General features: G+C 73.8%; 1 protein-coding gene and 2 pseudogenes. All 3 read left to right on the forward strand.

The window, feature by feature from the left end; genetic code table 11:
- Window positions 1-187 precede the first annotated feature (187 nt).
- A pseudogene (locus G5C65_RS09935) lies at window positions 188-5,833 on the forward strand (type I polyketide synthase); the annotation flags it as partial.
- 116 nt (window positions 5,834-5,949) lie between these two features.
- Window positions 5,950-10,515 (forward strand): annotated as a pseudogene (locus tag G5C65_RS09940) (type I polyketide synthase); the annotation flags it as partial.
- Window positions 10,502-22,258, forward strand: an 11,757-nt coding sequence (locus G5C65_RS39105; RefSeq protein ID WP_478501601.1) for a type I polyketide synthase, incomplete at its 3' end; no start/stop codon positions are given. The pseudogene G5C65_RS09940 and the gene G5C65_RS39105, both read left to right, overlap by 14 nt.

Genomic DNA, 22,258 nt, shown 5'->3' on the forward strand with positions numbered 1-22,258 from the left:
TAAGAGACAGCCCGCCTACACCGCAGCCCGCCCCCGCCCGCTCATCGGCGAACTGCCCCAGGTGGTACGCGCGCTGGCCGACTCCGCCGACACCGCCGACGACGGAGCCGCCGACGGCGCCGTCCCGGAGCTCGGCAGGCGGCTGGCCGCCCTGCCCTCCGGCGAACGCCGCCCGTTCCTGCTCGCCCTGGTGCGCACCGAGGCCGCCGCCGCGCTGGGCCACGACGGCCCGGCGGACATCGGACCCGGGCGTGCCTTCCGGGAGCTCGGCTTCGACTCCCTCACCGCCCTCGACATCCGCAACCGGCTGCGTGCCGCGACCGGCCTGCGCCTGCCCACCACCATCGCCTTCGACCACCCGACGCCGAACGCGCTGGCCGACTTCCTCGCCGGCGAGCTGCTCGGCGACCCGGCGCCCGAGGCCGGGCCCGCCACCACGCCCGCCGCCGAGGCCGCGCCCGCGGGCCCGGCCGGAGCCGGATCCGCCGGCGAACCCATCGCGATCGTCGGCATGGGCTGCCGCTTCCCCGGCGGGGTGCGCTCGCCCGAGGACCTGTGGGACCTGGTGCTGAACGGCCGCGACGCGATCACCCCGTTCCCCGCCGACCGGGGCTGGGACCTCGAAGCGCTCTACGACCCGGACGCGCAGCGCGCCGGCAGCTCGTATGTCCGGGAGGGCGGCTTCCTCGACTCGGCCGGCGACTTCGACGCCGAGTTCTTCGGCATCAGCCCCCGCGAGGCGGCCTCGATGGACCCGCAGCAGCGCGTCCTGCTGGAGACCGCCTGGGAGGCGCTGGAACGCGGGCACATCGACCCGTCGGGGCTGCTCGGCCACCGCACCGGGGTGTTCGTCGGCACCTCGTTCCAGGGCTACGGGCTGGGCGGGGTCGACTCCTCCAGCGCCACCGAGGGGTTCTTCCTCGCCGGAACGGGAACGGCCGCCGTGTCCGGACGCCTGTCCTACAGCCTGGGTCTGGAGGGGCCGGCGGTCACCGTCGACACCGCCTGCTCCTCCTCGATGGTCGCGCTGCACCTGGCCTGCCAGGCGCTCCGGCAGCAGGACTGCGGACTGGCTCTGGCCGGCGGCGTCACGGTGCTGCCCACGCCGATGTCGTTCACCGAGTTCAGCCGCCAGCGCGGCCTGGCACCCGACGGCCGCTGCAAGCCGTTCGCCGCCGCGGCCGACGGCACCGGCTGGGGCGAGGGCGTCGGCGTCGTGGTGCTGCAGCGGCTCAGCGAAGCGCTGGCCGAGGGCCGCCCGGTGCTGGCCGTCGTCGCCGGTTCCGCGGTCAACCAGGACGGCGCGAGCAACGGCCTGACCGCGCCCAACGGCCCCTCGCAGCGCCGCGTCATCACCGCGGCCCTGACCAACGCCCGGGTGGACGCCCGCGATGTCGACTTCGTGGAGGCACACGGCACCGGCACCACGCTCGGCGACCCCATCGAGGCCCAGGCGCTGCAGGCCGTCTACGGGAGCGGCCGGCCGGCCGAGAACCCGCTGTGGTTCGGCTCGGTCAAGTCGAACATCGGCCACACGCAGAGTGCCTCCGGCATCGCCGGGGTCATCAAGGCCGTGATGGCGCTGCGGCACGGAGCCCTGCCGCCCACCCTGCACGTGGACGCGCCGACCCCGCACGTGGACTGGTCCTCGGGCGCCCTCTCGCTGCTGACCGAGACCCGGCCCTGGCCGGACACCGGCCGGATCAGGCGGGCCGGTGTCTCCTCGTTCGGCGGCTCCGGAACCAACGCCCACGCCATCATCGAACAGGCACCCGAGGCGGCCACGCGCGACACCACCGACGGCGCGCGGACCGCGACCGCGCTGCCGTGGCTGCTGTCCGGGCGCACCGAGCGGGCGCTGCGGGAGCAGGCCGGGCGGCTCAGCGGCCACCTGGAGCACCGGCCCGGTCCCGAACCGGTCGACGTCGCCTGGTCGCTGGCCGCCACCCGGACCGCCTTCGAGCACCGTGCCGCCGTGCTCGCCGGGGACCGCGGCGCGCTGGCGGCGCTGGCCGCCGGCGAACCGCACGCCGGTGTCGTGCGCGGCCGGGCCGCCGACGGCCGCACCGCTTTCGTCTTTCCCGGCCAGGGATCGCAGTGGGCCGGCATGGGCGGCCCGCTGCTCGCCGCCGATGCCGTCTTCGCCGAGACGGCCGCCGCCTGCGACGAAGCGTTCGCCCGGCACACCGACTGGTCGGTGCTCGACGTCCTGCGCGGCGCGGAGGGCGCGGCGCCGCTGGAGCGCGACGACGTCGTCCAGATCGCGCTGTTCACGATGATGGTCTCGCTGGCCGCGATGTGGCGCTCCTGGGGCGTCGAACCGGACGCCGTGCTGGGCCACTCGCAGGGCGAGGTCGCCGCCGCGTACGTCGCCGGGGCCCTGTCCCTGAACGACGCCGCCCGGGTGCTCGCCGTGCGGGGCGAGCTCCTCTCGGACGTCGCCGGCCGCGGCGGCACGCTCTCGGCGGACCTCACGGCCGCTCAGATCCCCGGCCGGGCAGTGCACCCGCACCGTGTCGAGGAGCTGGCCGGGCGGCTGCGCGAGGCCCTGGCGGGCATCGAGCCGCGGGCCGGCACCGTCCCGTTCCTCTCCGGCGTGACCGGCCGCTGGGCCGAGACCACCGACCTGGACGGCGCCTACTGGTCCGAGAACCTGCGCCAGTGCGTCGCGTTCGAGCCCGCCGTGCGCAGCCTCGCCGAGCAGGGGTACCGGCACTTCATCGAGATCAGCCCGCACCCGGTCCTCACCGAAGGCGTCCGCGAGACCCTCGACACCCTCGGCAGCCTCGACGGCGAAGGCAGCGCGCTGCCGCTCCCGGTCCCGTCGTTGCGCCGCGGGGAGGGCGGCCTGGACCGCATGCTCGCCTCCGCGGCCGAGGCACACGTCTCCGGCGTTCCCGTCGACTGGCGCACGGTGCTGGGCGGCCGCGGCGCGCGCTCCGTCGACCTGCCGACCTACCCCTTCCAGAGCGAGCGGTACTGGATCACCCCGTCCCCTGCGGCGTCCGGCGCGGACCCCGCCGAAGCGGGCCTGGACGGCACAGCGCACCCGATCCTCACCGCCGCGGCACCGGTCGCCGGCACCGGGGTCCTCCTGCTGACCGGCCGGATGTCGACGCGGACCCACCCGTGGCTCGCCGACCACACCGTCCTCGGCACCACCCTGCTGCCCGGCACCGCCTTCGTCGAGCTCGCCGCCGCGGCCGGCGACCGGGTCGGCTGCGCATACGTCGAGGAAGTCACCCTGGGCGCGCCGCTGATCCTCACCGGCGACGACGCCGTCCGCATCCAGGCCGTCGTCCAGCAGCCGGACGGCACCGGACGGCGGTCCGTGGAGATCCACTCCCGGCCCGCCGACGACGCGCAGGACCACGACGACGGCGCGGACGAGTGGACGCTGCACGCCACCGCCACACTCGCGCCGGCGCCGCCCCAACAGCCGCCGGAGCCGGCGCCGGACGACCTCGCACCGTGGCCCCCGGCCGGCGCCACCGAGATCGACCTCGGGGGGTTCTACGACGACCTCGCCGCGCTCGGCTACAGCTACGGGCCCGCATTCCAGGCCATGCACACCGCCTGGCACCGGGACGGAGCGGTGTACGCCGAGGTCGCCCTCGCCCCGGACGACCCGGACGCGGCCCGCTTCGCCGTCCACCCGGCGCTCCTGGACGCGGCGCTGCACGGCATCGGGCTGCTGCGCTCGCTGCGGGAGGAGACCGAGGCGGCCCGCGCCGAACTGCCCTTCTCCTGGCGCGGTGTGCGGCTGTTCCGGCACGGTGCGGGCGCCCTGCGGGTCCGGCTGGCGATGGACCGGGCGGACGGCGTCAGCGTGACCGTAGCCGACGCCACCGGCGCCCCGGTCGCCGCGGTGGACGCGATCGTCGCCCGGCCCGTGCCCGAGAACTTCGGTGCGGCGCGCAGCCCTTCGCGCAACGCCCTGTTCCAGGTCGGCTGGGCCGAGGTTCCGGACGGCCCGCAGAGCCCCGAGCCGCCCTCCTCCTGGTCCCTGCTCGGACCCGACCCGCTGGGGCTGGGCGCACAGCTCCGGGCGGCCGGGGCGCACGTGGGCCCGTACGCGGACAACGGCGTCGACGGCGCCGCCGAGGGCGGCGAGGGTACCGGGACGCCCGTCGTCCTCGCGCCGCTGGCCGCCGCGGACCGCTCCGCCGACCCGGCCGGCGTGCTGCACGACGCGCTTCGGCTCGTGCAAACCTGGCTCGCCGACGAGCGCCGCGCTCACGCCCGCCTCGCGATCGTCACCCGGGGCGCCGTGGCGGTCGACGGGGACGAGGAGCTCACCGACCTCCCCGCGGCCGCGGCCTGGGGCCTGGTCCGCTCCGCGCAGGCCGAGCACCCCGGCCGGTTCGTCCTGGTCGACATCGACGGCCATCCCCTCTCCCCGGCCCTGCTCGCCGAGGCGCTGAGCGGTCCGGAGCCGCAGGTGGCGGTGCGCTCCGGCCGGTTGCGTGCGCCCCGCCTGGTGCGGGCCGGGCAGCCGCAGGGGTTCTCCGCCGGCACCGACGGCACCGCGGGCACGACCCTGATCACCGGCGGTACCGGCACCCTGGGCGCGGCGCTCGCCCGGCACCTCGCCGCCGTCCACGGCGTCCGCCGGCTCGTGCTGACCAGCAGGCGCGGCCCGCAGTCGCCCGGAGCTGCGGACCTCGTCGCCGACCTCGCCGAACTGGGCTGCGAGGCCGCCGTCCTGGCCTGCGACATCGGCGAACGGGACGAGGTCGCGCGCCTCCTGCAGGCCATTCCAGCCGACCAGCCCCTGCGCTCCGTCGTGCACGCCGCGGGCGAGCTCGACGACGGCACCGTCGTCCGCCTCGACGAAGGCCGGCTCGACCGGGTGCTGCACGCCAAGGTGCGCGGCGCCGTGCACCTGCACGAGCTGACCCGGGACCTGAAGCTGTCCTCGTTCGTGCTCTTCTCCTCGGCCTCGGCGACGTTCGGCGCCGCCGGACAGGCGAACTACGCCGCCGCGAACGCGTTCCTCGACGCCCTGGCCCGCCGCCGCCGGGCCGACGGCCTCGCAGCGGTCTCCCTGGCGTGGGGCCCCTGGGCCGAGGCGAGCGGCATGACCAGCCGGCTCACCGACGCCGACGTCCGGCGCGTCAAGCGGCTCGGGCTGACGCCGATGTCCACAGCGGACGGCATGGCGCTGTTCGACGCCGCGCTCGGCACCGGCACCGCCTCCGTCGTCCCGATGCTCCTCGACATCGGCGCGCTGCGCACCCGGCCCGATGCCGTGCCCCCGCTGCTGCGCGACCTCGTCGGTCCCGGCCGGCCCGGCCGCCATGCGCCCGTCACCGCCGACGACAGCGGAGCGGATCTGCGCCGCCGGCTCGCCGACCTCACCGAAAGCCGGCGGCACGAGACGATCCTCGACCTCGTCCGCGCCCAGCTCGCCACCGTGCTCGACCACACCGACGCCGACACGGTCCGCACGGACCGGGGTTTCCTCGAACTCGGCGTCGACTCCCTCATCGGCCTCGAACTGCGCGACCGGCTCGCCGACCTGACCGGCCTGGACCTGCCGGCCACCATGGTGTTCGACCACACCAGCCCGACTGACCTGGCCCGGTATCTGCACGGCGAACTGGTTCCGGAGCCGGTGGCCGCGTCCGCGCGGGCGCTGGAGGAGCTCAGCCGGCTGGAGGACGTCCTGGCCGCCGTGGACGCCGACGACGCCGACCGGGCCAAGGTCGGCAGCCGACTGCGGGAGCTGGTCGCCTGGTGGAGCGACAGCCGTCTCCAGGCCGACGGCGCCGCCGGCCTGGAGACGGCCACCGCGGAGGAGCTCTTCCAGATCCTCGACGATTCGCACTGAGCCACCGGGAGCACGAAATGGCGAACGAGGAAGAGCTGCTGCGCTATCTGCGGCAGGCGACGATCGACCTGCGCGACGCCCGCCAGGACCTCAGGGAACTGGACGAGCGCACGCGCGAGCCCGTCGCGATCATCGGCATGGCCTGCCGGTACCCCGGCGGGGTCGACTCCCCTGACGATCTGTGGCGGCTCCTCGACGGGCGCGGCGACGGCATCTCCCTCTTCCCGGCCGACCGCGGCTGGGACCTCGGCCGGCTGGCCGCCGACCGCCCCCGGCAGGCCGGTTTCCTGCACGACGCCGGCCGGTTCGACGCGGAGTTCTTCGGCATATCCCCGCGTGAGGCCCTGGTGATGGACCCCCAGCAGCGCCACCTGCTGGAGACCTCCTGGGAGGCGATGGAGTCCGCCGGTGTCGACCCCGGAACCCTGCACGGCAGCCGCACCGGCGTCTATGTCGGCCAGATGTACCACGACTACCTGGTCGGCGCGGCCGAAGTGCCGGAAGGCAGCGAGGCGTACCTGGCCACCGGCACCGCGGGCAGTGCCGCCTCGGGACGCGTCGCCTACTCCTTCGGCCTGGAAGGCCCCGCGGTCACCGTCGACACCGCCTGCTCCTCGTCTCTGGTGGCGCTGCATCTGGCCTGCCAGGCGCTGCGGGCCGGCGAATGCGACCTGTCGCTCGCCGGCGGCGTCACCGTCATGGCCACGCCGGAGGTGTTCGGCGCTTTCAGCGTGGCGCAGGGCCTCGCCCCGGACGGACGCTGCAAGTCGTTCGCCGCCGCCGCCGACGGGATGGGCTGGTCCGAGGGCGTCGGCATGCTGCTCGTGGAGCGGCTGTCGGACGCGCGGCGCAACGGCCATCGGATCCTGGCCGTGGTACGGGGCAGCGCGGTGAACCAGGACGGCGCTTCCAGCGGCCCGACGGCGCCGAACGGCCCGTCGCAGCAGCGGGTGATCCGGCAGGCGCTGGAGAGCGCCCGGCTGACGCCGGCGGACGTGGACGCCGTGGAGGCGCACGGCACCGGGACCCGGCTGGGCGACCCGATCGAGGCGCAGGCGCTGCTGGCCACCTACGGGCAGCAGCGGGGCGACCGGGGGCCGCTGTGGCTGGGCTCGATCAAGTCGAACCTCGCCCACACCCAGGCAGCCGCGGGCGTCGCGGGTGTGATCAAAATGGTCATGGCGCTGCGGCACGGGATGCTGCCCGCGACGCTGCACGTGGACGAGCCGACGCCGCAGGTGGACTGGTCGGCGGGCGAAGTGGCACTGCTGACCGAGGCGCGTCCATGGCCGCGTAGGGACGCGGACCGGCCGCGGCGTGCGGCGGTGTCGTCGTTCGGGATCAGCGGGACCAACGCGCATGTGATCATCGAGCAGCCGCCCGAGGCGGAGCCGGCCGACACGGAGCCGGCCGGCACGTCGTCGGCCGACTCGTCGTCGACGGCGCCTGTGCGGGTGCCATGGGTGGTGTCGGCGAAGTCCGAGGCAGCGCTGCGGGCGCAGGTTGAGCGGCTGCGGTCGTTCGTGGCCGAGCGCCCGGGGCTGGACGCGGTGGACGTCGGCTGGTCGCTGGCGACGACGCGGGCCGGGCTGGAGCACCGTGCGGTGCTGGCCGGGGACGAGGTGCTCGCAACCGGTGCGGTCGGCGGGGGCCGGCTGGCGTTCCTGTTCACGGGGCAGGGCGCGCAGCGCGCGGGCATGGGCCTGGGGCTGTATGAGCAGTTCCCGGTGTTCGCCGAGGCGTTCGACGCGGTGTGCGCCCGGCTGGATGGGCGGCTGGAGCGTCCGCTGCGCGCCGTGCTGGCCGACGGCACCGGCCTGGAGGACACGCTGTGGGCGCAGACCGCGCTGTTCGCGCTCGAAGTCGCCCTCTACCGCCTCGCCGAATCCTGGGGCCTGGTCCCGGACGTACTCCTGGGCCACTCGCTCGGCGAGATCACCGCCGCCCACGTGTCGGGGATTCTCGATCTGGACGACGCCTGCACGCTGGTCGCCGAGCGCGGCCGTCTGATGCAGGCGCTCCCGTCCGGCGGCGGGATGCTGGCGGTGCAGGCGACGGAGGCTGATGTCGCCGACTCCGGACTGGACATCGCCGCCGTCAACGGACCGGGTTCGGTGGTGCTCTCCGGCGACCTGGAGGCCGTCGAGCGCGTCGCGGCCGAGTGCGCGGCCCGGGGCCGGCGGGTCAACGTCCTGACGGTGTCGCACGCGTTCCACTCGGTGCTGATGGAGCCGATGCTGGAGGAGTTCGCGAGCGTCCTGGCCGGGCTGACGTTCCACCCGGCACAGATCCCGATCGTGTCGAACCTGACCGGTGCGGTGGCCGAGCCGGGGTCGATGCAGGAGCCCGCGTACTGGCTGAGGCAGATCCGCCGGACGGTCCGGTTCGCCGACGGCGTCACCGCCCTGGGGGCCATGGGCGTGACGGCCTGTCTGGAGCTGGGTCCGGACGGTGTGCTGTCCGGCATGGCCCAGGAGGCGGCCCCCGACGCGGTGTTCGCGCCGGTGCTCCGCAAGGACCGGGACGAGGCCGACACCGCTGTGGCCGCCGTCGGCCGCCTGTGGGCGGCGGGTGTCGGGGTCGACTGGTCGAAGGTGTTCGCGGGCTGGGGCGGCCGGACGGTCGACCTGCCCACCTACGCCTTCCAACACCAGCGGTACTGGCCGGAGCCGTCCACGGGCAGCGTCGCGGACTCCTGGCGGTACACCGTGGACTGGAAACCCGCGGCATCCGTCCCGGCGGCGGCGACACTCAGCGGAACCTGGCTGGCCCTGGTCCCGAGCGGGGTGAAGCACCCCGAGGTGGCCACGCGGTCCGTGCGAGCGCTCGCCGACGCGGGCGCGCACGTCATCACGGTGCCGGCGGACGGCCCCGGCCTCGGCGAGCGTGTGGCGAAGGCGCTGGCCGAGGGCGGCGAGCCCACCGGTGTGCTGTCCTTCGCCGGGCTGACATCCGGCACCGGCCCCGACGGTCCGCTCCCGCCCCCGTCGGTCACGACCATGCTGGCCGCCGTCGAGGCGCTGCGGCAGAACGGTGTCCAGGTACCGGTCTGGTGGCTCACCTCCGGCGGCGTCGCCGTCACCGACGGCGAGCCGGTCGATGCCGACCAGGCGCAGGCGTGGGGACTCGGCCGGGTGGCAGGGCTCGAACTCCCCGGGTTGTGGGGCGGTCTGATCGATGTCGGCGACGACGCGGCGGCCGATCGCCTCGTCGAGACCCTGGCCTCGGGCGTCGAGGACCAGGTGGCGCTGCGGCGGACCGGTACGTTCGTCCGGCGGCTGACCCGCGCCGGCGGCGTACCCGCGGGCGAGTGGCGAGGGCGCGGCACGGTGCTGATCACCGGCGGTACCGGGGGGCTCGGCGGCGAGGTGGCACGGTGGCTCGCGCGCTGTGGGGTCGAGCGGCTGGTGCTGGTCTCGCGGCGGGGCCCGGCGGCGCCGGGCGCCGACCGTCTCGTGAGCGAACTGGAGAACGCCGGGGCCGTGGTGTCGGTCCTCGCGGGCCATATCGAGGACCGGGATTTCGTGCGGTCGGTGGTCGACCGGTATCCCCTCTCGGGGGTGGTCCACGCGGCCGGCGCGGGCGATCCGACCCCGCTGGCCACGTCGGGCCCGGAGGACTTCGCGCGGGTCATGGCCGCGAAGGTCGGCGGCGCACGCCGGCTGGACGAGGCGCTGGGGGACACGCCCCTGGACTTCTTCGTCATGTTCTCCTCCATCGCCGGAGTCTGGGGCAGCGGCGGGCAGGGCGCCTACGCGGCGGCGAACGCGTATCTGGACGCACTCGCAGCCAACCGGCGCGGCCGGGGTGCCGTGGCGACATCGGTGTCCTGGGGCCCGTGGGCCGGTGAGGGGATGGCTGGTGGGGCCGAGGCGTCGGAGTACCTGCTGCGCCGCGGGCTGCGGGCGATGGCGCCCGAGTCGGCGGTACGCGGGCTGGGCCGGGCGCTGCTCGCCGGCGACGGGTGCGTGACGGTCGCCGACGTCGACTGGGCCGCGTTCCTCCCGGCGTTCAGCGCCAGCCGGGAACGCCCGCTGATCCACGACATTCCCGAGGTCGTACGGCTGACGGCGACGGCCGCTGCACCGGACGGCGCGCTCACCGACCGGCTGCGCGACCGGCTCGCCGCCCTGGCCCGGGACGAGCGGGAGGCGGCTCTCGTCGGCGTCGTGCAGGAGCATGCCGCCGCTGTGCTGGGCTACCCGTCCCCCGATGCCGTGGCCGCCGACAAGGCGTTCCGCGACCTCGGGTTCGACTCGCTCACCGCTGTCGAACTGCGCAACCGGCTGGCCGCGGCGACCGGCCTGGGCCTGCCCGCGACGCTGCTGTTCGACTACCCCAGCGCGCGCGCCGTCGCCGGTCATCTGCGGGACGGAATCTTCCCGGACAGCGGCGAGGAGATCGGTGAGGAGATCGACGAGGAGATCGACGCGGAGCGCGCAGCGACCATACGCCGGGCCCTGCGGAGGATTCCGTTGTCACGCCTGGCCGACGCCGGCCTCATCGCCCCGCTGATGCGTCTCGCCGCGGACGACCGCCCGGGCGACGGAACGGGCCCGGCTCCGGAACCGGATCCGGGCCCGGACATCCAGGATTCGATCGACTCCATGGACGGCGAGAGCCTGCTCAGGCTCGCCCTCGGTGACGCGGAGTCGGATGAACAGACAGATCGAGGAGCTTGAGATGGCCGCCGCCTCCACTGAGGACTACGTCAAAGCGCTGCGTACTTCTCTGAAGGAGACTGAACGGCTGCGGGCGGAGAACCGCGAACTCGCCGCAGCGACGCGCGAGCCCATCGCGATCGTGTCCATGGCATGCCGGTACCCCGGAGGGGTCCAGTCGCCCGAAGACCTGTGGGAACTCGTCTCCGCCGGTACGGACGCCATCACTCCGTTCCCCACCGACCGCGGGTGGCACCTCGACGCCGCCGGCGCGGTCCCCGGTCCGGCCGACGAAGCCGCGTCCGGCGGATTCCTCGACGGGGTCGGCCGGTTCGACTCCGGCTTCTTCGACATCTCCCCGCGTGAAGCCCTGGCCATGGACCCGCAGCAGCGGCTGCTGCTGGAGACCTCCTGGGAGACATTCGAACGCGCCGGGGTCCAGCCGCCCCGGCTGAAGGGCAGCCGCACCGGCGTCTTCGTCGGCGCGGCCCCCTCCGGTTACGGTCTCGGCCTTCAGCAGGCCGACGCCGGGCAGGCGTACGCCATGGCGGGCGGCGCCACGAGCGTCCTGTCCGGCCGCGTCTCCTACGTGTTCGGCCTGGTCGGCCCGGCCGTCACGGTCGACACGGCCTGCTCCTCGTCCCTGGTCGCCATGCACCTGGCGTGCCAGGCCCTGCGCGCCGGCGAGTGCTCGCTGGCTCTCGCCGGCGGCGTCACCGTCATCGCAGCCCCGGACGTGTTCGGGGCCTTCAGCGTCGAGCAGGGCCTGGCCGCTGACGGCCGCTGCAAGTCGTTCGCCGCCGCCGCCGACGGGACCGGCTGGTCCGAGGGCGTCGGCCTGCTGCTGCTGGAGCGGCTGTCCGACGCCCAGCGCAACGGGCACCGGGTGCTGGCCGTGCTCCGGGGCAGTGCCGTCAACCAGGACGGTGCGTCGAACGGGCTGACGGCGCCGAACGGCCCGTCCCAGCAGCGGGTGATCCGGCAGGCGCTGGCCAACGCCCGCCTCACTGCCGCGGACGTGGACGCCGTGGAGGCGCACGGCACCGGGACCCGGCTGGGCGACCCGATCGAGGCGCAGGCGCTGCTGGCCACCTACGGGCAGCAGCGGGGCGACCGGGGGCCGCTGTGGCTGGGCTCGATCAAGTCCAACATCGGCCACACCCAGTCCGCGGCCGGTGTCGCGGGGGTGATCAAGATGGTGCACGCGATGCGGCACGGCATGCTGCCCCCGACCCTGCACGTCGACGCGCCGTCACCGCAGGTGGACTGGTCGGCGGGCGCGGTGGAGCTGCTGACCGGGTCGCGGCCATGGCCGCTGGCGGACGGGCCGCGGCGTGCGGGGGTGTCCTCGTTCGGGATCAGCGGCACCAACGCGCACGTCATCCTGGAGCAGGCACCGGAGCCGGAACCGGTGCGCACGACTGCGCGGGCCCACACGCCGGGGACGGTGCCCTGGGTGGTCTCGGCGAAGTCCGAGGCCGCGCTGGAGGCGCAGGTTGAGCGGCTGCGGTCGTTCGTGGCCGAGCGGCCCGAGCTGGACGCCGTGGACGTCGGCTGGTCGCTGGCCACCACGCGGGCCGGGCTGGAGCACCGTGCGGTGCTGGCCGGGGACGAGGTACTCGCAACCGGTGCGGTCGGCGGGGGCCGGCTGGCGTTCCTGTTCACAGGGCAGGGCGCGCAGCGTACGGGCATGGGCCTGGGGCTGTATGAGCAGTTCCCGGTGTTCGCCGAGGCGTTCGACACGGTGTGCGCCCGGCTGGACGGGCGGCTGGAGCGTCCGCTGCGCGCCGTGCTGACCGACGGCACCGGCCTGGAGGACACCCTGTGGGCGCAGGCAGGACTGTTCGCGCTCGAAGTCGCCCTCTACCGCCTCGCCGAATCCTGGGGCCTGGTCCCGGACGTACTCCTGGGCCACTCCCTGGGCGAGATCACCGCCGCCCACGTGTCCGGAATGCTGTCGCTCGACGACGCGTGCACGCTGGTGACCGCGCGTGGCCGCCTCATGCAGGGGCTTCCGCCTGGTGGCGGGATGCTGGCGGTGCAGGCGGCCGAGGCGGATGTCGCCGATTCCGGGCTGGATGTGGCGGCGGTCAACGGCCCCCGCTCGGTGGTGCTCTCCGGCGACCTCGACACCGTCAACAGCTACGCGGCCGAGTGCGCGGCGCGCGGCTGGCGGACCAGCATCCTGGCGGTCTCGCACGCCTTCCACTCAGCCCTGATGGAGCCGATGCTGGGCGACTTCGCGACCGTCCTGGCCGGGCTGACGTTCCACCCGGCGCGGATCCCGGTCGTGTCCAACCTGACCGGCGCGGTCGCCGAGCCGGGGTTGATGCAGGAACCGGAGTACTGGCTGGACCAGATCCGCCGGACCGTCCGCTTCGCCGACGGCATCACGGCCACGGCCGAGCTCGGAGTCGACCGGTACCTGGAACTCGGCCCGGACGGGGTCCTGTGCGGCATGGCCCAGGACACCGCCCCCGACGCGATGTTCGCCCCGCTGCTCCGCAAGGACCGCGACGAGACCGCCACCGCCCTCGCCGCGATCAGCCGCCTGTGGTCCGCCGGGGCCGGCGTCGACTGGTCGAAGGTGTTCGCCGACTGGGGCGGCGGCCGCATGGTCGACCTGCCCACCTACGCCTTCCAGCACGAGCGGTACTGGCCACAGGACGCGGCACACGCGGTCAGCGGCCATACGGTGGACGCCGCGTTCTGGGACGCCGTCGAACGTGAGGACCTGGAGCAACTGGCCGGGCTGGAGGCAGCACTGCCGGCTCTGTCGGCGTGGTGGCGGCAGCGGCAGAAGAACTCCACGCTCGACTCGTGGCGCTACCGGATCGTCTGGAAGCCGCTGAGCGGGCTGCCCGCCAAGGCGACGCTCGACGGAACCTGGCTCGTCGTCACGACCGGACCGGCCGACGCCTACAGCGACGGGATCCGCGCGGCCGGCGCGCAGACGATCGAGCTTCCCGTCGATGACGACGACATCGACCACGACCGACTCGCCGACCGCGTCCGGGACGCCCTCGACGGTACGCGGCTGAGCGGAGTCCTCTCGCTCACCGGCCTCGACGACCGCGCTCTGCCCGGAACGGTGCTGCCCGCGGGCGTCGCGCTGACGACGGCGCTGGTGCAGGCCATGAGCACGTTGGACATCACGGCACCGCTGTGGACGGTGACCTCCGGTGCGGTCTCCGTCGGCCGGTCGGACCGTCTGGAGCATCCCGCCCAGGCACAGGTGTGGGGTCTGGGCCGGGTGGTCGGGCTGGAGCTCCCGGCGCTGTGGGGCGGCCTGGTCGACGTGCCGGACACCGTCGACAGTACCGCGGTCGCGCGGCTGGTCGCGGTGCTGGCGTCGGGCGCCGAGAACACCGAGAAGGCCGAGTACGCCGAGGACCAAGTGGCGATCCGGGGCCCGGGGGTGTACGCCCGACGCCTGGTACGTGCCGGTGCCGCCGTCGGCCCCGGTGCGGGCGGCCCGGCCGGCGAGTGGCGCGGCCGCGGAACCGTTCTCGTCACGGGCGGTACGGGCGCACTCGGGACCGAGGTGGCACGCTGGCTGGCGCGGTCCGGAGTCGAGCACCTGATACTCCTGTCCCGGCGCGGCCCGGACGCGCCGGGCGTCGACGCACTGCTCGCCGAGCTGGCGGAGCTGGGCGCGACGGCGTCGGTACTGGCCGGCGACGTCGCCGACCGGGAGTTCGTACGGAGGGCGCTGGAACAGGTTCCGGCCGGGTCGGCGCTGTCCGGAGTCGTGCACGCGGCGGGCGCCGGAGACGTCACCCCCCTCGACACGGCCGGCGTGGAGGACTTCGCACGAGTCGTGGCCGCCAAGGTCGGCGGCGCGATGTGCCTGGACGAGGTACTGGAGGACACACCGCTGGACTTCTTCGTCCTCTTCTCCTCGATCGCCGGGGTGTGGGGCAGCGGCAGCCAGTCGGCATACGCCGCGGCGAATGCCTTCCTCGACGCGTTGGCGGTCAACCGGCGGGCCCGGGGTGCGACGGCCACAGCGGTGTCGTGGGGCGCGTGGGCCGGTGCCGGCATGGCCGGCGGGCCCGAGATGGCGGCGCTGCTCCGGCGGCGCGGGCTTCGCGCCATGGCCCCGGAGCTGGGGGTGGCCGCGCTGGGGCAGGCGCTCCAGGGCGACGACACCTGCGTGACGGTGGCCGACGTCGAGTGGGCGGCCTTCGTACCGGCCTTCACCTCCGCTCGCGGCCGCCCGCTCATCGAAGACATCCCCGAAGCGCGGCCGCTCCTCGAAGCAGCCGCGGCGGCGGGTCCGGGCGACGCGTCACCACTCGTGCGCACGCTGGCCGCCCGGACGGAAACCGAGCAGCACCGGTTCCTGCTGGACATCGTCCGGCGCCGGATCGCCACCGTCCTGGGCTATCGGGACCAGACCGGCATCGCGGCGGACGCCCCGTTCAAGAACCTCGGCTTCGACTCGCTGACCGGGGTCGAGCTCCGCAACCACCTCAGCGCGGAAACCGGGCTCCGGCTGCCGTCCGGGCTGGTCTTCGACCATCCCACGCCGCAGGCGCTGGCCACGCATCTGCGCACCGAACTGCTGGGCGAGTGGCGGTCCGGCGACGAGCCTGAAGCGCCGACGGCCGCCACCGAGGACGAACCCGTCGCCATCGTCGCGATGAGCTGCCGCTACCCGGGCCGGATCGCCTCGCCCGAGGACCTGTGGCAGCTCGTCGCCGACGGCGTGGACGCGGTGACCGACCTCCCGACCGACCGGGGCTGGCCGTCCGCCGACCCGAACGGCGCGTCCGGCCCGTCCAGCCCGTCCAGCCCGTCCGGCACGTCCGGCTCGGCGTCCTGGGCGGGCGGCTTCCTGACCCGCGCCACGGACTTCGACAACGACCTGTTCGCCATCTCCCCGCGCGAAGCCCTCGCGATGGACCCCCAGCAGCGGCTGCTTCTCGAAGTGTCGTGGGAGACGTTCGAGCGCGCCGGACTCGCGCCGCGTGCGGCGCACGGGAGCCGCACCGGTGTGTTCATCGGCACGAGCGGCCAGGACTACGTCGGCATGCTGACCGGCGGAGAGCAGGATGCCGAAGGCCATCGCGGCACCGGGAACTCGGCCTCGGTCCTCTCCGGCCGCATCGCCTACACGTTCGGGCTGGAGGGCCCGGCGGTGACGGTGGACACGGCGTGTTCGTCGTCGCTGGTGACCCTGCACCTGGCCGCCCAGGCGCTGCGCAGGGGGGAGTGCGATCTGGCCCTGGTCGGCGGCGCGACGGTGATGGCCACCCCGACGGCGTTCGCAGAGTTCGCACGGCACCTGGGCCTGGCGGGCGACGGACGCTGCAAGTCCTTCGCCGCTGCCGCCGATGGGACGGGCTGGGCCGAGGGGGTCGGTGTCCTGCTGGTGGAGCGCCTGTCCGACGCGCAGCGCAACGGACACCAGATCCTCGCTGTCGTGCGCGGCAGCGCGGTGAATCAGGACGGCGCGTCGAACGGTCTGACAGCGCCGAACGGCCCGTCGCAGCAGCGGGTGATCCGGCAGGCGCTGGCGGGCGCCCGCCTGACGGCCGCCGATGTGGACGCCGTGGAGGCGCACGGGACGGGGACCCGCCTGGGTGACCCGATCGAGGCGCAGGCGCTGCTGGCCACTTACGGCCAGGACCGCGGCGAGGACGGCGAACCGCTGTGGCTCGGGTCGGTCAAATCCAACATCGGCCATACGCAGGCGGCGGCGGGCGTCGCGGGTGTGATCAAGATGGTCATGGCGCTGCGGCACGGGATACTGCCCGCGACACTCCACGTGGATGAGCCCTCGCCGCAGGTGGACTGGTCCGCCGGCGCGGTACACCTGTTGACCGGGGCGCGCGAATGGCCGGAGGTGGACCGTCCGCGCCGGGCTGCGGTGTCCTCATTCGGAATGAGCGGGACCAACGCGCATGTGATTCTGGAGCAGGCACGGGAGTCCGAGGCGGAGCCGGTCGACACGTCGTCGACGGCACCTGCGCGGGTGCCGTGGGTGGTGTCGGCGAAGTCCGAGGCCGCGCTGCGGGGGCAGATCGAGCGGCTGCGGTCGTTCGTGGCGGAGCGGCCGGAGCTGGACGCGGTGGATGTGGGCTGGTCGCTGGCCACGGCGCGGGCCGGGCTGGAGCACCGCGCGGTCCTTGCTGACGGGGATGTGCTCGCGACTGGCGTCGCTGGGGAGGGCAGGTTGGCGTTCCTGTTCACGGGGCAGGGTGCGCAGCGTGCCGGGATGGGCCTGGGGCTGTATGAGCAGTTCCCGGTCTTCGCCGAGGCGTTTGACGCGGTGTGCGCGCGGTTGGATGTGCGGTTGGAGCGTGCGTTGCGTGAGGTACTGGCCGAGGGTGTCGGTCTGGAGGACACGCTGTGGGCACAAGCGGGACTGTTCGCGCTCGAAGTGGCCCTGTACCGGCTGGTGGAGTCGTGGGGCGTGGTCCCGGATGTGCTGCTGGGGCACTCGCTGGGCGAGATCAGCGCCGCGCATGTGTCGGGGATTCTTGATCTGGACGACGCGTGCACGCTGGTCGCGGAGCGTGGCCGTCTGATGCAGGCGTTGCCGTCCGGTGGTGGGATGCTGGCGGTGCAGGCGACGGAAGCTGAGGTCGCCGACTCCGGGCTGGATGTGGCGGCGGTCAACGGCCCGCGCTCGGTGGTGCTCTCCGGCGACCTCGACACCGTCAACAGCTACGCGGCGGAGTGTGCGGCGCGAGGCTGGCGGGTCAACGTCCTGACGGTGTCGCACGCGTTCCACTCGGTGCTGATGGAGCCGATACTGGACGAGTTCGCCGCTGTGCTGTCCGGTCTGACCTTCAGCCCGGCACAGATTCCGGTGGTGTCGAATCTGACGGGTGCGGTGGCCGAGCCGGGGTTGATGCAGCAGCCCGGGTACTGGCTGGACCAGATCCGCCGGACCGTCCGCTTCGCCGACGGCGTCACCGCCCTGCAAACCATGGGCGTGACCGCCTGCCTGGAACTGGGCCCGGACGGTGTCCTGTCCGGCATGGCCCAGGAAACCGCCCCCGACACGGTCTTCACCTCAGCCCTCCGCAAGGACCGCGACGAGACCGACACCGCCCTGACCGCGATCAGCCACCTGTGGACGGTGGGCGCCGGCGTCGACTGGGCGAAGCTGTTCACCGACTGGGGCGGCCGCACGGTCGACCTGCCCACCTACGCCTTCCAACGCCAGCGGTACTGGCCGGAACCCTGGGTGAGCCCAGCCGTGGGTGACGGGGCCGACTCGGCCTTCTGGAACGCGGTCGAGCGTGAGGACCTGGAGGAACTGGCAGGTCTGGAATCCGCACTGCCCGCACTCAACGCATGGCGCAGACGCCACCGGGAACGCTCCACCCTGGACTCCTGGCGCTACCAGATCACCTGGAAGCCCCTCACCGACCTGCCTCCGGCTCCCCTGTCCGGCACCTGGGCAGTCATCGGACAGGAGGAGACAGACGTCTCCGCAGCGCTGTCCGCGGCCGGTGCGACGGTGGTGAACATTCCGGCCGAGGAGGCCGCACAACTGCCCGACATCGCGGGGGTGGTGCTACTCGCGTCCGGCTGGGCGGACACGCTGGCCGCGGTGCAGGCACTGGGTGAGGTCCCGGCACCGCTGTGGGTCCTCACACGGGGCGCGGTCACGGTGGGCCGCTCGGACCGGCTGGAGCACCCCGACCAGGCCACGGTATGGGGCCTGGGCCGGGTCGCGGCGCTGGAGCTCCCGCAGCGCTGGGGCGGCCTCATCGACCTCCCCACCCACCTGGACACCCGAGCCGGAACCCGGCTTGCGGGCGTGCTGGCCGACGGCGGCGAGGACCAGGTCGCGGTGCGCGGAGCCGGGATCTACGGCCGCCGCCTGGCCCGCGCACTGCCCGCAGCCGTCACCGGTACCGGCTGGCAGCCCACCGGCACCGTCCTGATCACCGGCGGCACCGGAGCCCTGGGCACACACACCGCCCGCTGGCTCGCCGGACGAGGCGCACCACACCTCGTCCTCACCAGCCGCAGCGGAACAACTCCCGACGGCCTGATCGAAGGGCTGACCGACCTCGGCGCGCAGGTGACGGTCACCGCGTGCGACGTCACCGACCGGGACGCCCTGGCCAGGGTGATCGACGGTATGCCGGAGCAGTGGCCACTGACCGGCATCGTCCACACCGCCGGGATGGATGAACCGGAAGGGCTGGAGCAGACCACGGCTGAGGCGTTCGCGGGGGTGGTGCGCGCCAAGGTCGAGGGGACGGTGCTGCTGGACGAGCTCACCCGGGACCTGCCACTGGATCTGTTCGTGGTGTTCTCCTCGATCGCCGCGACCTGGGGCAGCGGCAGCCAGGGCGCGTACGCGGCCGGGAACGCCTTCCTGGACGCGTGGGTCCAGCACCGCCACGACCACGGACTCCCCGGCACCTCCGTGGCCTGGGGCCCGTGGACCGGGGCCGGAATGGCGGCCCGGGACGAGGCGGAGCAGGCCCTGCGCCGACGCGGACTCTCGCCCATGGACCCGAACCTGGCCACCCAGGCCCTGGCCGCAGCAATAGACTCCCGCGAGCCCTGTGTCACGGTCGCCGACGTGGACTGGTCGGTATTCACTCCGGCCTTCGCTTCGGTCCGCCCCAGCCCCCTGCTCTGGGACCTCCCGGAAGCGACGGACGCGCTGGAGGCCGTCCCCAGCACTGCCGATGCGGGATCGGGACTGCGGCAGGAGCTGTCCGGCGCCACGAGCGCCGAGCGACGCCAGACGCTGCTGGACCTGGTACGTACGCAGGCCGCCCAGGTCCTCGGACACACGAACGCGGAGGCGATCGAACCCGGCCGGGCCTTCCGCGACCTCGGGTTCGACTCCCTGATGGCGGTCGAACTGCGCAACCTCCTGGCTACCCGTCTCGCTACCAGTACCGGATTGTCGCTGCCCGCCACGCTGGTGTTCGACTACCCCAGCCCTGCCGTCCTGACCGACTACCTGCTGGCGGAGCTGGTCGGGGACCTCCCGCAGGACTCCGCCACACCGGTGCGTGCCACGGGCGGGGCGTCGGACGAGCCGATCGCGATCGTGGGCATGGCCTGCCGCTACCCCGGCGGAATCACCTCACCCGACCAACTGTGGGACCTGGTCGCCGACGCGGCCGATGGGATCACACCGTTCCCCGCCGACCGCGGCTGGCCGGCCGAGACCCTGGATGAAGCAGCCGAACTGGGTGGCTTCGTCCATGACGCGGACGAGTTCGACGCCGCGCTGTTCGGGATCAGTCCGCGTGAGGCGCTGGCGATGGACCCCCAGCAGCGCCTGCTGCTGGAAACAGCATGGGAGACCTTCGAGACAGCCGGAATGGACCCGCGCTCGCTGCGCAGCCAGCAGATCGGCGTATTCGCCGGCGCGTCCACCTCCGGATACGGCACCGGAGTGACCGGCGCCGAAGGCCACCTGCTGACCGGAACCTCCAACAGCGTCATCTCCGGCCGCGTCGCCTACGCCTTCGGCCTGGAGGGCCCCGCCGTCACCGTCGACACCGCCTGCTCCTCCTCCCTGGTCGCCCTCCACCTGGCCGCCCAGGCACTCCGAACCGGCGAATGCGACCTCGCCCTGGCCGGAGGCGTAGCGGTCATGGTCACTGCGGGCGCCTTCGCCGAGTTCGACCGGCAAGACGGACTAGCCGCCGACGGCCGCTGCAAGTCCTTCGCCGCGGCGGCGGACGGGACCGGCTGGGCCGAAGGCGTCGGCCTGCTGCTGACCGAACGCCTCACAGACGCCCAGCGCAACGGACACCACATCCTCGCCGTGGTCCGGGGCAGCGCCGTCAACCAGGACGGCGCCTCCAACGGCCTGACCGCACCCAACGGCCCCTCCCAACAACGCGTCATCCGTCAAGCACTCGCCAACGCCCAACTGACCACTGCCGATGTCGACGCGGTCGAGGCGCACGGCACCGGCACCCGCCTCGGAGACCCGATCGAGGCCCAGGCCCTGTCGGCCACCTACGGCCAGAACCGCAGCGAGGACGACGAACCGCTGTGGCTGGGCTCGATCAAGTCCAACATCGGCCACGCCCAGGCAGCAGCCGGAGTCGCCGGTGTGATCAAGATGGTCATGGCGCTGCGGCACGGGATGCTCCCGGCGACGCTGCACGTGGATAAGCCGACCCCCCAGGTGGACTGGTCGGCGGGTGCGGTGGAACTGCTCACCGAGGCCCGAGGGTGGCCCCAGGTGGACCGCCCCCGCCGCGCAGCGGTGTCGTCGTTCGGGATCAGCGGCACCAACGCCCATGTCATCATCGAGCAGGCGCTTGAGCCCGAGCCGGTGGGTAGGACTGCGCGGGCTCAAGCGCCGGGCTTGGTGCCGTGGGTGGTGTCGGCGAAGTCCGAGCCCGCGCTGCGAGCGCAGATCGAGCGGCTGCGGTCCTTCGTGGCCCAGCGGCCGGAGCTGAACGCGGTGGACGTCGGCTGGTCGCTGGCCACCACGCGGGCCGGACTGGAGTACCGCGCGGTGCTGGCCGGGGATGCGACGCTCGCCTCTGCCGTCGCCACCGAGGGCCGTTTGGCGGTGCTCTTCACCGGTCAGGGCTCACAACGTGTCGGGATGGGCCTGGGGCTGTATGAGCAGTTCCCGGTCTTCGCCGAAGCCTTCGACGCGGTGTGCGCCCGGCTGGATGGGCGGCTGGAGCGTCCGCTGCGCGAGGTGCTGGCCGGGGGTGTCGGGCTGGAGGGCACGCTGTGGGCGCAGACCACCCTGTTCGCCCTCGAAGTCGCCCTCTACCGGCTGGTGGAATCCTGGGGCCTGATCCCCGACGTGCTGCTGGGCCACTCCCTCGGCGAGATCACCGCAGCCCACGTATCCGGCATCCTCGACCTGGACGACGCCTGCACGCTGGTCGCCGAACGCGGCCGCCTCATGCAGGCACTCCCCACCGGCGGCGGCATGCTCGCCGTCCAGGCCACCGAAGCCGACGTCGCCGACGCCGCCGACTCCGGACTGGACATCGCCGCCATCAACGGCCCCCAGTCCGTGGTGCTGTCCGGCGACATCGAGTCGATCGAGCGGTACGCGGCCGAGTGTGCGGCGCGGGGCCGACGGGTCAATGTCCTGGCGGTGTCGCACGCGTTCCACTCGGCGCTGATGGAACCGATGCTGGAAGAGTTCGCGACCGTCCTGTCCGGGCTGACGTTCAGCCCGGCACGGATCCCGATCGTGTCGAATCTGACGGGTGCGGTGGCCGAGCCCGGCGCCATGCAGGAGCCGGAGTACTGGCTGGACCAGGTCCGCCGGACGGTCCGCTTCGCCGACGGTATCGCTGCCACCAGTGAGTTCGGTGTCGAGTGGTTCCTGGAGCTGGGTCCGGACGGTGTGCTGTCCGGCATGGCCCAGGAGACTGCCGGCGACGCGACGTTCGTGCCGTTGTTGCGCAAGGACCGCGACGAAGCCGACACCGCGCTCACCGCGATCAGCCGCCTGTGGTCCGCCGGGGCCGAGGTCGACTGGGCGGAGCTGTTCGCGAGTTGGGGCGGCCGCGCGACTCCGCTGCCGACGTATGCCTTCCAGCGTGAGCGGTTCTGGCCGGAGCCGTCGGTCAGGTCGGCCGCCGTGGGTGATGGCCTGGACTCGGTGTTCTGGGATGCGGTCGAGCGTGAGGACCTGGAGGAACTGGCCGGTCTGGAATCCGCGCTGCCCGCGCTGTCCGCATGGCGCAAGCGTCACCGGGAACGCTCCACCCTGGACTCCTGGCGCTACCAGATCACCTGGAAGCCCCTGACCGACTCCCCCACCGCACCCGCCCTGTCCGGC

The organism is Streptomyces boncukensis (assembly GCF_011045075.1).
In the GTDB taxonomy this organism is placed as follows: domain Bacteria; phylum Actinomycetota; class Actinomycetes; order Streptomycetales; family Streptomycetaceae; genus Streptomyces; species Streptomyces boncukensis.